The sequence below is a fragment of the Aeromonas sp. PS2Canimalfood6 genome (assembly GCF_048276795.1).
GTDB classification, from domain to species: Bacteria; Pseudomonadota; Gammaproteobacteria; order Enterobacterales; family Aeromonadaceae; genus Aeromonas; species Aeromonas caviae.
In genome coordinates this window covers 1-12,067 of sequence record NZ_JBLUXC010000084.1, presented here as the reverse complement: position 1 = coordinate 12,067, position 12,067 = coordinate 1, and the positions used below count along the sequence as shown (strand labels likewise).

Genomic DNA, 12,067 nt, shown 5'->3' with positions numbered 1-12,067 from the left:
GGCGTGGTGCAATCAGGCCGCCCGATGAAGCAGGAACCCGGTACTGCGCGAGCAGCTATCACCCAGTAATGGGAATCCCCCTCCTGTGACGCGAAGCGCTAAGGTGGGGGAGGATGTCAATCCAGCATGATTGAACCTTGGTTGAACAGTGATTGAGGTAGAAGCCGCGCATTTTAGCAGGGGGTCATGGCTTGTCCCAGTGGCGGGAAAAGATAAAAATGGCGGCGATCCAACAGGAGGGAAACATGTTTCGATTAGGGCTCATCATCAACCCCGTCGCCGGCATCGGCGGGGCCGTCGGTCTCAAGGGCAGTGACGGCATGGTCGCCGAGGCGCTGGCGCGCGGGGCCGTCCCCAAGGCCCGGGAGCGGGCTCGCCAGGCCCTGTTGCCCCTGTGCGAGCTGACCACCCCATTCGAGCTGCTGACGGTGGCCGAAGAGATGGGGGCCGACCTCGCCGCCGAGCTGGGGTTGCCCCATCGCATCGTCCATCGGCCTGCCGGGGCGCAGACGAGCGCCGAGGACACCCGGGCTGCCGCCCTGGCCCTGCGCGATGCCGGGGTGGATCTGCTGCTCTTCGCCGGTGGCGATGGCACCGCCCGTGACATCTGCACTGCGGTGGGGGAGTCCTGCCATGTGCTCGGCATCCCGGCGGGGTGCAAGATCCACTCCGGGGTCTACGGGGTGACGCCGGCGGCGAGTGGCCGGGTGGCGGCCAGAATGATCGCAGGGGAGCTTCTGAGCCTGGTGGATGCGGAGGTGATGGACATCGACGAGGAGGCGTTTCGCGCCGGCAAGGTGCGCGCCCGCCACTACGGCCAGTTGCTGGTGCCCGGGGATCTGCGCTACGTGCAGGCGGTCAAGCAGGGGGGGCGGGAGTCCGAGGAGCTGGTGCTCGCCGATCTTGCCGCCGGTGTGGTGGAGCAGATGGAGCCCGATACCCTCTACCTGATGGGGTCGGGGAGCACGGTGGCCGCCTGCATGGGGGAGCTGGGTCTGGAAAATACCTTGCTCGGTGTGGATCTGGTGGAAAATGGCCGGCTTATCGGGCAGGATCTCAGCGCCGCCGAGATCCTGACCCGGATCCGCGGCCGTCGCTGCCGTCTGATCATCACCCTGATCGGCGGTCAGGGACATCTGTTCGGGCGCGGAAATCAGCAATTGAGTCCAGACGTGATCCGGGCCGTCGGGCGCGAGCATATCCAGGTGCTCGCCACCAAAGCCAAGCTGGCGGCGCTAGAAGGCCGTCCGCTGCTGGTGGACACCGACGATCCGGCACTGAACCGGTCGTTGAGTGGTTATCTGCGCATAACCACGGGATACAAGGATCAGGTCATCTACCCGGTGGCCAACCCGGAATAGGACATCAAGGATGCGGCTGGCCTGGCGCCAGAGAGCCGCGATCAACCGGATCGCGGTTCCACTCCCCGAATTTTTTGCCGGCAACCCCGGAAATGAGGCTGCGTTAAATGACGATTCACGATTTTGAACACAAGTTGTTGGGACTGATCGACGCCATGGTCGCCACGGCCAGCGAAGACGAGCTGTTTGCGGGCGGCTATCTGCGGGGGCACATCTCCCTTGCGGTGGCGCGCGCCGAGCTGGAGGGCAAGACCCTGGTGCGGGACGTCAAGAGCTATGTGCTGCGCAGCCTGAACGAGGCCATCTTGCAGGGTGAGCTCTCCGAGCAGGACGAGGTGCTGGTGCAGGAGATGTGGAAGCGTCTGCAGGCCCAGGCGGAAGCTTGATCCCATTCGCAGTTCAAACACAAGTTTAAGTAATCTGCTTCCCTGAGTGTTATCAAAAGGTTAATAATGAGGCTCGCCTTTTGTTTCAGGGATTAAACCATGGCCTCCACCTCACGCATTGCCACCAGACTGCCGCTCGAGATGCTCTATCACTGGGAGCGGCAGTGTCCCGACCGAATCTATCTGCGTCAGACCATCCACCGCGAATACGTCGACTTCACCTGGGGTGAGGTCGCCGACGAGGCGCGGCGCATGGTGACGGCACTGCGCGCCCTGGGCCTGGTGCCCGGTGACAAGGTAGCCCTGCTCTCCAAGAACTGCGCCCAGTGGTTCATTGCCGATCTGGCGATGCAGATGGGGGGATACGTGAGCGTGCCCATCTACCCCACCGCCAACGTCGACACCATCGAATACGTGCTGCGCCACAGCGAAACCAGGGCGATCTTCGTCGGCAAGCTGGACGACTGGAAGAGCCAGGAGGCGGGGGTGCCCGGGGATCTGCTGCGTATCGCCCTGCCTTACGACACCATGCCGGCCGCCCACCAGTGGGACGATCTGCTGGCGCAATACGACCCCATCCCGGACAGCCCGGTGCAGGCGCCGGATGCCCTGCTGAGCCTGGTCTACACCTCCGGCAGCACCGGCAAGCCCAAGGGGGCCATGCTGAGCGTGGAGCGCTACGCCTGGTCCTGCGAGAAGCTGGTGGAGGCGGTCTCCCTCACCGCCGAGGATCGCGGCTTCTCCTACCTGCCCCTTGCCCACATCACCGAGCGGGTCTACATCTACGGCGGCAGCCTGTTCAGCGGTGCCACCATCGCCTTCCCCGAGTCCCTCGACACCTTCATCGAGGACGTCAAGCGCTGCCGTCCCACCGTCTTCATCTCGGTGCCGCGGCTCTGGGCCATGTTCCGCATCAAGATCCACGAGAAGCTGCCCCAGAAAAAGCTGGCGCTGCTGCTCAAGATCCCCCTCGTCTCCAGCCTCATCAAGAGCAAGCTGCAAAAGGGGCTGGGGCTGGATCAGGCGCGGGTGCTGGGCTGCGGCTCGGCGCCGGTGGCCCCGGCGCTGCTGGAGTGGTATCACAGCATCGGTATCCATATCACCGAGGCCTGGGGCATGACCGAGAACCACGCCTACTCCACCCTCAACTACCCGTTCCGGGCGGACAAGATAGGCACCGTCGGCAAGGCCGGGCCCGGGGTGACCATCAAGATCTCCGACGAGGGGGAGATCCTCTGTCGCTGCGACGGCATGATGGTGGGCTACTACAAGGATCCCGAGCACAGTGCAGAGGCCATCGACGCCGAGGGCTGGCTGCACACCGGTGACATGGGGAAGCTGGACCGGGAGGGTTACCTCACCATCACTGGTCGCATGAAGGACGTCTTCAAGACTGCCAAGGGCAAGTACGTGGCCCCGGTGCCCATCGAGGGGATGCTCGGGCAGGAGCCCATCATCGAGCAGCTCTGTGTCATCGGCTACGGCATGCCGCAGCCGGTTGCCCTGGTGCAGCTCGCCGAGAGCGCCATGAAGGGGGACAAAGCCGGGGTGGAAGCCCAGCTGGAGGCTGCCCTCAACCGGGTCAACGACAAGCTGGAATCCCATGCTCGCCTGCGGGGCATCCTGGTGGTCAAGAGCCCCTGGAACATCGAGAACGGGGTGCTGACCCCCACCATGAAGATCCGCCGCCACCTGCTGGAACAAAAATACGCGGACATCGGTGAGCGCTGGTCCGGCAGCCAGCGCATCCTGTGGGAGTCCTGACAGGGGTCGGTGCCGCCATATCGGCCACATCAATGACAGTCGGGGGAGCCAGTGGCTCCCCCGCTGTATTTCAGGGGGGAAGCAGCCGACAGGGGGCGGGGCTGGGGCATTGACCCCTTCCCCGAGGTTTCCCGCCGCCATACCGCCCCGCGTCGGGGGAATCGGCAGGGAAAGGTATTTGCAAAATCCATGGAGAGGCGGGATCCCAGTGGCTGGGCGAATGCATCTTGGGGTCACACACGGGGGCTGCAAGGGGAGAGGGCGGGGCATTGACCCCTTCCCCGATCTTTCCCGCCGCCGCCATGCCGCCCCGCGTCGGGGGAATCGGCAGGGAAGGTATTTGCAAAATCCATGGAGAGGTGGGATCCCAGTGGCTTGGCAAATGCATCTTGGGGTCACACACGGGGGCCGCAAGGGGCGGGGACGAGGTATTTATCCCTTCCCCGACCTTTCCCGCCGCCGCCATGCCGCCCCGCGTCGGGGGAATCGGCAGGGAAAGGTATTTGCAAAATCCATGGAGAGGTGGGATCCCAGTGGCTGGGCGAATGCATCTTGGGGTCACACACGGGGGCTGCAAGGGGCGGGGGGGAGGCATTGGCCCCTTAACCTGGGCTTCCCGCCACCGCAGAGGAGGTCTGCCAATAAGGTCATCGGAGGGAGACCGCCCTCACATGGGGCAGGGGGGCATCTGATGCACGGCGCCAGAGGCGCAGAGAGAGGGGCTGAGAGCAAGAAGGGGAGCCGCAGCTCCCCTTCCCGTTGGTGGATGCCGGGGTCAGACGGCTTTGTACTCAAGCTCGACTGAACCCAGCGCCTTCAGGGTGGACTGGGCGGAGTCCCGCTGGCTGATCTGGCCATCCTTGCTCTCCAGCAGCACGGCGCGGCGCACGGTGGCGAGATCCTCGCCACCCAGCACCGCGTGGGCGCAGGCCATCTGCATCGGCGGCAGGCTCGGGTTGAAGGCGGCGTTCTCGGCATAGCGGCCGCAGAAGATGCGCCCATCCTCGAACTGCAGCGCCACCGCGGCATAGCCCTGGCTGTAGGGGGCATAGCTCTGGCGGGCGGCGGCGAGCGCAGCCTGCCACAGGGGGTCGTCGCTCTCGAGCACCAGCTCGTCGTGAGCCTGGGGGCTCATCAGGGCATCGGTGATCTCGAGATCGGCGGGGCCGAAGGAGTGGGGCAGGAAGGATTGCAGCTCGCTGAGATCGTCCGGCAGGGAGACCTTCAGGGTCTTGGCGGTGCTCAGCTCGTTCATGAACTGGCGGCAGTGGCCGCAGGGGGTGTAGTTCACGGTGATCTCGGAGATCCCGGTCTCGCCACCCAGCCAGGCGTTGGAGATGGCGGACTGCTCTGCATGGACCGAGTGGAACAGCCCCTGGCCCGCGAACTCCATGTTGGCGCCAAAGTACCAGGTGCCGCTCAGGCCGCAGGCGATGGCACCGACGAAGAACCTGGAGATGGGGGCCACCGAGCAGGCGGCCGCCAGCGGCAGCAAGGCCAGACGCAGGGCCCTGTCATCCAGCCCGGTGGCGGCCTTCAGGGTCGCGACCTGGTCCGGGGTGAAACGGGCCTGGAAATCGTCCCCCAGCATGGGCAGCAGGGCAGCCTGGAGCGGGGCGGAAAGGGTCTCGAATGGCTTGGCAAAGCGGGGATGCATACTGTGTCCTCAAAGGCCAATTGGGGGGCCATTGTAGGGAGCAAGCGCGGCGAATTGTGTGAGCGCGCTCACGCCTTGATGGGCAAAGGGGCGGGGATGGTAAAGGAAACGTTTGTCTTTCGCAATCTGTGCGCCAGCTCCCGGCATCAGGGAGGCGAGGGTATCGGATGGCAACGGTGAAAGGGCACAGAGGCCATGGCCGCAGGGGCGGCCATGGCAACGGGGATCAGGTCAGCCAGTGGTAGAGGGCGAACAGCAGGGGGGCGATGGCTGCGGTCAGCACACCGCACACCACCATGGCCAGCGACGAGAAAGCGCCCTGGGTCACCCCCTGCTCGGCGGAGGCGGCGGTGCCGATGGCGTGGGCGCAGGCTCCCATGGCGAGCCCCTGGGCCTCGGGGTCGGTGACCCGCATCAGCTTGAGCAGGGGATAGCCCACCAGGGCCCCCAGGATCCCCACCACCACCACCACGGCGGCGGCGATGGCGGGAATGCCGCCGAGGGACTGGCTGACGCTCATGGCGAGCGGCGTGGTGATGGACTTGGTGGCGATGGAGGCGAGCAGCGCCGGATCCGCCCCCATCAGGTGGCCGACCCCCAGGGTGGTGCAGACCGAGATGAGCACTGCGGTGAGGGTACAGGCCAGGATGGGTGTGAGCTTGTCGCGGATCTGGCGTGCCTGCTGGTAAAGCGGCAGGGCCAGGGCCACCACGGCGGGTTCCAGCAGGGCGGTCAGGGGCGAGGCCCCCTGCTGGTACTGATCCAGAGGCAGATCGAGCCAGAGCAGCAGGCCGATGATGACGGCGGTGGGGATCAGCACCGGATTGATGACGGGCCAGGGCAGGCGGCGGTAGAGGGCCCGGGTCATGAAATAGAGGGCCAGGGTGAGGGGCAGGGCGAACCAGAGGATCATGGCTTGTTCATCCTTTGATAGAGGTGGCCGACCGCGCCCAGGATGAGCACGATGCCGAGCACGACGCAGAGCATGATGAGACCGAAGGATTGGCGCAGGGGCTCGAGCCAGGCCACCAGGCCCACCGCCACCGGCACGAACAGCACCCCCATGTGGCGCAGCAGCAGGCCGCCCCCCAGCTCGACCCAGGAGAAGCGGACGATCTGCAAGGAGAGCAGCACGAACAGCAGCAGCATGCCGATGATGCTGCCGGGGAAGGCGAAGGGCAGGATGGCCGCCACGGCCTTGCCTGCCAGCAGACAGGCGATGATGACCAGAAAATCACGAAGGTAGCGCAGGGTGCGTTGCAGCAGCACGGGGGCCTCATCTTGGCAAGTGTGAGCGAGGTCGCAGTTTAACAGGCACGGGGGGGAGGGAACAGGGTCAACTGGCCCGCAGGGGATACAATGGCCCGGCTTCATCCCCATTCACAAGAAGGAGTTCCCATGTCGCCCCCCTCTCTCCTGGCCCGGTTGCGCCAACTGCCCGCCGATCCCGCCCTCCCTGACACCCTGCTGCAAACCCGCCAGTGGGAGGGGCCGCTTTGCCGGGTGAGGCTCGACAACACCGGGAAGCAGTCCGAGGCCGTCCACCACTGGCGGCTGTTTGAGGGGGATCTCGGACTTGCGCCCGACGCGGCCATCTACGGGGAGGGGTTCCAGATGCTGGCCCAGACCGGGGGACGCTGGAATGCCCCCGAGCACCTGGGCCGCTGCCCCGATGCGTCTGTCTATCGCATCACCGCCGACGATGGCTACCACACGGTGCACAACCTGCTGCTGGTGGCGCAGGAGAGGGGCTGGCTGCTGCTGGCCTTTGCGAGCTGCCAGCGTTTTGGCGGGGAGTTTCGCCTCCATCCCGACGGGCGCCTCGAGATCGTGATGAACACCGAAGGGCGCACTCTGGCGCCGGGTGCGCACTGGCAGAGCGAGGCTCTGATCTGCCTGGAGGGGCCGGACAGGGAGGCCCTGCTCGCGACGCTGGCGCAGCATATCGCCGCCGAGCACGGCTCCCTGGTGGGGGAGGTGCCCACGCGCCCGAGCGGCTGGTGCTCCTGGTATCACTACTACGCGAACGTGAGCGCGGCGGACATTCGCGAGAACCTGGCGGTGCGGGCCGAGCGTTTTCCGGCCCTGCGCTACGTGCAGATAGACGATGGCTATCAGGCCAGGATGGGGGACTGGCTCACCCCTTCCGCCAAGTTCGAGGAGGGGGTGGCGGCCCTGGCAGGGGAGATCCGCGCCGCCGGTTGCGAGCCGGCGCTCTGGGTCGCCCCCTTTATCGCCGAGCCCGGCTCCCGAGTGTTCCAGCAGCACCCTGACTGGTTCGTGAAAGGGGAGGATGGCCTGCCGCTCCCCTCGGAGCGGGTCACCTACGGGGGCTGGCGCTGCACCCCCTGGTACGTGCTGGATGGCACCCACCCCGAGGTGCAGACGCACCTGGAGCAGGTATTTCGCACCCTGCGTACCCAGTGGGGCATTCACTACTTCAAGCTCGATGCCAACTTCTGGGGGGCCATCCACGGTGGTCGCTTCCACGACCCCGCCGCCACCCGGGTGGAGGCCTATCGGCGCGGCATGGCCGCCATCCTGCGCGGCGCCGGGGAGGGGGCCTTCCTGCTCGGCTGCAATGCGCCGCTGTGGCCGAGCCTCGGCCTGGTGCATGGCATGCGGGTGAGCGATGACGTGGAGCGCCAGGGCCCCCGTTTTCGCCAGATAGCGAGAGAAGCCTTCTGCCGCGCCTGGCAGCACGAGCGGCTCTGGGTGCTGGACCCCGACTGCGTCTGCCTGCGGGATATTCCGGGCCAGCACGGGAGCTACGCCGAGTACGACTTCCACCTGGCCGCCCTGGTGGCGAGCGGTGGCATGGTGCTGGCGGGGGACAGATTGCAGGATCTGGACGCGGCGCAAGGGGCGCGCCTTGGCAAGCTGCTCGCCCTGTGCGCCGCGCGCACCCCGGCGGCCCGCTTCGAGGGGATGGCATTCGAGCGCGGGCGGGTGGCGCTGCCCGGGGGCGGCGAGCTGCTCTGCCTGTTCAACTGGGGGGAGCACCCCTGCGAGTTCCCGTTGGCGCCGGGGGGCACGGACTTCTGGGACGAGACGCCCCTGGGGAGCACCCTGGTGCTGCAAGGGGGGCAGGGGGCGGTGATCCGCTACCCCTGATGGCGTTGCACTGCAAAAAGGCTCCCTCGGGAGCCTTTTTTACGTGGCGAAATGGTCTCTAGAAGTGCCACTCCATCCCGATGGCGTAATTGGCGGAGCCATAGCCCGGGATCTCGTTGCTGGAGGCGAGTGCCTTGACGGTGAGGCGAGTTGTCAGGGGGATGCCGAGCCCCATGCCGATGGCGATCTCGTCGCTCTGATCCCCCATCATGTCCACCCGCAGGGTGCGATAGAGGGAGAGATCCTGGCTCATCTGGGCATAGATCTGGGACGACTTGTTGTAGAGCTGGCCGAACACCTCCATCTGGAAGCCGTTTTGCGGCGTGATGGCCAGGGGAATGCCGGCGAAGCGGTAGAGATCCGAGTGGTTGAAATAGCTGTTGGTGATTTGCGGGGTGAAGTCGGTCTGCTGGTAGAGGGTGCTGAAGTTGTGCTCGATGAGCCGGTAGGTCTGCTCCGGCAGGCGCAAGAGGTAGTCTGGCACCTCGAACCGGGCGCCAGCGAGGGCGGCCTGGGGCAGCAGGGCACAGGCGACGAGTGTCAAAGCAGGCAGAGCTGAACGCATAAAACGAGAGTTCCCCAACAGTCGAAAGCACGGCATCCATGCCGTCAGCGCATCTAAATATTCACACTATCAGGAGCTTGGGCTCCCTGCCCATTATGTCGCGAGCCGGGGAAACGCATCGGTTTTTAACTGTGAAACGGCTCACATCTCACAGATTTTCAAGGTAGTGATAGAGACTCTTTAGGATCGCAAAGTTCCGTTCGTTCCCCTGGTTCTGTTCCGCCAGGGCTTCCAGGCGCGGCACATAATCCGGCAGGCGGCGGCTGAAGTAGTCACTGCAATGCAGGCGCCAGCGCTTCTGCTCCGCTTCGCTCAAGGTGTGGGGCCAGTTGCGGGCGCGGTAACGGAACAGCATCTCGGGCAGACGGGGATCCGTGAAGGCAAACTCCCGCTCCCCCAGCAGATCCGCCGGAGTGGCGCGCACCAGGTCTATGGTGGACTTGTCGCCGTGGCCGAAGAAGCCGGCGTAGAGCTGGGTGTCGGGGTCGCTGTCGGTGCTGCCGGCAAACTCCTGGTTGAACACCTCCACCAGTTTTTCCCGCACCTCGGGGTGGGCCCGCAGCAGATCCAGGCTCTTGCGGCACTGAGCCCGATTGATGCCCAGCTCGTCCGCCCGCTCCGGCGTCAGGGTGGCGGCCGGGGCCAGTACCGGGCACTTGTTGATGTGCACCAGTTTGACCGGAATGCCGGCCAGATCCCCCAGCTCCTCTTTTTTGGTGTAGAGGCGCTCGCGGATCTCCTCGCAGGAGAGCTCGATGAGCGGAGTCGGGTCACGGGTCAGATCCACCATGATCACCGCGTTCTGGTTGGTGGGGTGCCAGGCGAGCGGCGACACCCAGCTTGCACACCCCTGCCAGGGGGAGAACATGCCGGAGACGTGCACCAGGGGTTTCATGGTCACCACGTCGATGAGGGCCTTCACCTTGTTCTTGTTGCGAAGATCAAAGAGGTACTCGAAGAGCTTGGGCTGGGCATTTTTCACCAGCCTGGCCATCTCGATGGTGGCCAGCACATCCGAGAGCGCATCGTGGGCGTTGGCGTGGGCCACGCCGTTGGCCACCGTCAGCTTCTCCAGCCTGAAGCTCGGCTTGCCCTCGTCGTCCAGGGCCCACTCTATCCCCTGCGGGCGCAGGGCGTAGCAGGCCCGCAGCATGTCGAGGATGTCCCAGCGGGAGTTGCCGTTCTGCCAGGCGTAGGCATAGGGGTCATAGAAGTTGCGATAGAGGGTGTAGCGGGTCACCTCGTCATCGAAGCGGATACTGTTGTAGCCGAGCACGCAGGTGCCCGGGGTGGCGAACTCTGCGTGGATCTGGCGGATGAAGTCCGCCTCGCACAGGCCGTCCTTCATCGCCTTTTGCGGCGTGATGCCGGTGATGAGGCAGGCTTCCGGCTCCGGCAGGTAATCTGCCGGCGGCTTGCAGTAAATCACCAGCGGCTCGCCGATGATGTTGAAATCCGCATCGGTGCGAATGCCCGCAAACTGCGACGGCCTGTCTTTGGCCGGACTGATGCCGAAGGTCTCGTAGTCGTGGAAATAGAAGGTAGGCTTTGTCTGCTGGCTCATTTCGTGGTTCTGAATTGTGTTTATATGCTTTAAAAACAAGTCGTTATACGGAGTGTCATCTCAGATTGTCTCATTTTGTCCGATCTTGATTCAGTCCGTTTCAGACCAGTTTGGTACGTATCTGTGTACACGTCTGGGCGCGTTAATGTGTCATTGAAAAATCAGATGGCCAATCACAGGAGAGTCATATGCCACTTACTGATGCGAAGCTACGGGCACTCTATGGTAAGCCCTACTTTGGCAAGACGGAATTATCAGATCGTGATGGATTGTCAGCTCGGGTCACTGAGCGAGGCACCATCTCATGGCAGTATCGCTATCGCTGGCAAGGAAAAGCGGCGAGACTCAAAATTGGACGCTATCCCGACCTTAAACTCGCTGATGCCAGGGCTTTGATCCCTGCTATCCGTGGTGCACTTGAACGTAATGAACATCCCAGAGTTTTCTGGGATAAGCTCCACCAGAAGCATGATGTCACACTTAAACAGTGCTGCGAGCATTTTCGTGAGCATCATCTGCCCAAGCTGCGGCCCCGTACGGTCATGCTCTATGAGCATACCATGCAGCGCTATTTCGAACCTCTGTTTATTGGTATTCCGGTTGAACAGATCCCGTTTTCCAGCTGGCTGGAGTGGTTTGATAAAATTGGCAAGAAAAAGCCCAAAAATGCCGGTCATTTATTACGCAGATTAAAGTCCATTCTTAGTTTTTGTATTCGGAGAAATCTCATTGTCGGCTCCCCGGTGTTGCAATTACGCACGGAGGATGTGGGTTCTCAACCTGAGAGAGGTACTCGTGTGCTGACCATGCGTGAACTCGCTCAGATTTGGATTGCATTCGAACAGAGTAAGGCCAGCCGCGGATTAAAATTGGCGGCCAAACTGGTGATCCTGCTGGGCTGTCGCAGTGGCGAGGCATTGGGGGCGCAGTGGAGTGAGTTTAATCTGGAGGAGCAAATTTGGACGGTTCCCGCTGCTCGTGCCAAAAGTGGATCACCAATACGTCGGCCTATTCCTACCCGGGTGATGATGTTGCTGCAAGAAGCGGCAGCGAAATCTCGGCTAAGGGGAGGGCCAGTATGTCGCTCGCCAGTGAATCCGAAAAGGTCGTTGAGCAGTGCGTCTCTTATCCAGCTTGCAGAGCGGGTGAGAGATAAACTGGATCTGCCATATTGGCGTATGCACGATATGCGTCGGACGCTGAGTACGCGTTTATCGGAGGAGCGCATCATGCCACAGGTAACCGAGAAAATGCTTGGCCACCGAATGGCGGGTGTCATGGCTATTTACAATCTTCATGATTGGACCAATGAGCAACGTGAGGCATATGAGTTATGGGATAAAAAATTAATGGAGGCAGTGAAATCCATTCAGGAAATGTAAATGTAATGGAGTCATAAAATAGCGGTATAATTCATCATCTAAGATGAGCGGTTTTCCCTTGATATCCAACTGCTGACCTCTGCGGCAGAATAAAAACCTTTATTGTGTGGCGGTGGAAACTTGTGTTCTTTAATCCACCTGTACAGAGTCGATCTAAATAGCTGTTCCGAATAGTAGATCACCGGAGGAAGGGAACTCAGTCCAGTTTGTGCGATCTGATTAGTCGCTAAACAAAACAAGCCACACCCAAAGGACTGAGTTGATGCCTATCCTA

General features: G+C 63.0%; 10 protein-coding genes. 5 read left to right on the top strand and 5 right to left on the bottom strand.

Translation table 11 applies throughout. The annotated features are described in order from the left end of the window. Positions 1-245 precede the first annotated feature (245 nt). From ACNPAA_RS19780 to ACNPAA_RS19770, 3 genes are all read left to right on the top strand, one after another. Positions 246-1,361, top strand: a complete 1,116-nt coding sequence (locus tag ACNPAA_RS19780; protein WP_161469565.1) for an ATP-NAD kinase family protein — start codon at positions 246-248, stop codon at positions 1,359-1,361. A gap of 107 nt (positions 1,362-1,468) precedes the next feature. Then, entirely contained in the window at positions 1,469-1,747 is a 279-nt protein-coding gene (locus tag ACNPAA_RS19775; RefSeq protein ID WP_010674457.1) for a YfcL family protein, read from the top strand. Between the two features lie 99 nt (positions 1,748-1,846). Beyond that, a complete protein-coding gene (locus ACNPAA_RS19770) occupies positions 1,847-3,511 on the top strand; it encodes an AMP-binding protein (protein WP_043155860.1) in 1,665 nt (554 codons plus the stop codon). Between the two features lie 775 nt (positions 3,512-4,286). Here the strand turns inward: ACNPAA_RS19770 and cdd are convergent. From cdd to ACNPAA_RS19755, 3 genes are all read right to left on the bottom strand, one after another. Further along, positions 4,287-5,168, bottom strand: coding sequence for a cytidine deaminase (gene cdd, locus ACNPAA_RS19765; RefSeq protein WP_010674459.1), 882 nt, complete (start codon positions 5,166-5,168; stop codon positions 4,287-4,289). 226 nt (positions 5,169-5,394) lie between these two features. Beyond that, positions 5,395-6,081, bottom strand: coding sequence for an LrgB family protein (locus ACNPAA_RS19760; protein ID WP_010674460.1), 687 nt, complete (start codon positions 6,079-6,081; stop codon positions 5,395-5,397). Beyond that, on the bottom strand, positions 6,078-6,437 hold the full coding sequence (locus ACNPAA_RS19755) for a CidA/LrgA family protein (RefSeq protein ID WP_010674461.1): 360 nt from the start codon (positions 6,435-6,437) through the stop codon (positions 6,078-6,080). Before ACNPAA_RS19755 ends, ACNPAA_RS19760 begins: the two co-directional genes overlap by 4 nt. Positions 6,438-6,566: 129 nt before the next feature. Between ACNPAA_RS19755 and ACNPAA_RS19750 the strand changes: the two genes are divergently transcribed. After that, positions 6,567-8,282 (top strand): glycoside hydrolase family 36 protein, encoded by a 1,716-nt coding sequence (locus tag ACNPAA_RS19750; protein ID WP_319905247.1) that lies wholly within the window; start codon positions 6,567-6,569, stop codon positions 8,280-8,282. Positions 8,283-8,340: 58 nt separating this feature from the next. Here ACNPAA_RS19750 and ACNPAA_RS19745 read toward each other — a convergent pair whose 3' ends face one another. Then, positions 8,341-8,847 carry a hypothetical protein gene (locus ACNPAA_RS19745; protein WP_010674463.1) on the bottom strand — a complete coding sequence of 169 codons (507 nt, stop codon included), beginning with the start codon at positions 8,845-8,847 and terminating at the stop codon, positions 8,341-8,343. Between the two features lie 148 nt (positions 8,848-8,995). Beyond that, positions 8,996-10,411, bottom strand: coding sequence for an exodeoxyribonuclease I (gene sbcB, locus ACNPAA_RS19740; protein ID WP_319905249.1), 1,416 nt, complete (start codon positions 10,409-10,411; stop codon positions 8,996-8,998). Between the two features lie 188 nt (positions 10,412-10,599). On the opposite strand from sbcB, the gene ACNPAA_RS19735 reads away from it, so the two are divergent. Then, positions 10,600-11,793: a site-specific integrase gene (locus tag ACNPAA_RS19735; protein ID WP_319905251.1), complete on the top strand. Its 1,194-nt coding sequence runs from the start codon at positions 10,600-10,602 to the stop codon at positions 11,791-11,793. Positions 11,794-12,067: the final 274 nt, after the last annotated feature.

What these genes read in the sequence shown, in the direction of transcription:
- cdd (WP_010674459.1), bottom strand. Translation starts at nt 5,168, where the DNA reads ATGCATCCCCGCTTTGCCAAGCCATTCGAGACCCTTTCCGCCCCGCTC.
- ACNPAA_RS19775 (WP_010674457.1), top strand. Translation starts at nt 1,469, where the DNA reads ATGACGATTCACGATTTTGAACACAAGTTGTTGGGACTGATCGACGCC.
- ACNPAA_RS19780 (WP_161469565.1), top strand. Translation starts at nt 246, where the DNA reads ATGTTTCGATTAGGGCTCATCATCAACCCCGTCGCCGGCATCGGCGGG.
- ACNPAA_RS19760 (WP_010674460.1), bottom strand. Translation starts at nt 6,081, where the DNA reads ATGATCCTCTGGTTCGCCCTGCCCCTCACCCTGGCCCTCTATTTCATG.
- ACNPAA_RS19750 (WP_319905247.1), top strand. Translation starts at nt 6,567, where the DNA reads ATGTCGCCCCCCTCTCTCCTGGCCCGGTTGCGCCAACTGCCCGCCGAT.
- ACNPAA_RS19735 (WP_319905251.1), top strand. Translation starts at nt 10,600, where the DNA reads ATGCCACTTACTGATGCGAAGCTACGGGCACTCTATGGTAAGCCCTAC.
- ACNPAA_RS19745 (WP_010674463.1), bottom strand. Translation starts at nt 8,847, where the DNA reads ATGCGTTCAGCTCTGCCTGCTTTGACACTCGTCGCCTGTGCCCTGCTG.
- ACNPAA_RS19770 (WP_043155860.1), top strand. Translation starts at nt 1,847, where the DNA reads ATGGCCTCCACCTCACGCATTGCCACCAGACTGCCGCTCGAGATGCTC.
- sbcB (WP_319905249.1), bottom strand. Translation starts at nt 10,411, where the DNA reads ATGAGCCAGCAGACAAAGCCTACCTTCTATTTCCACGACTACGAGACC.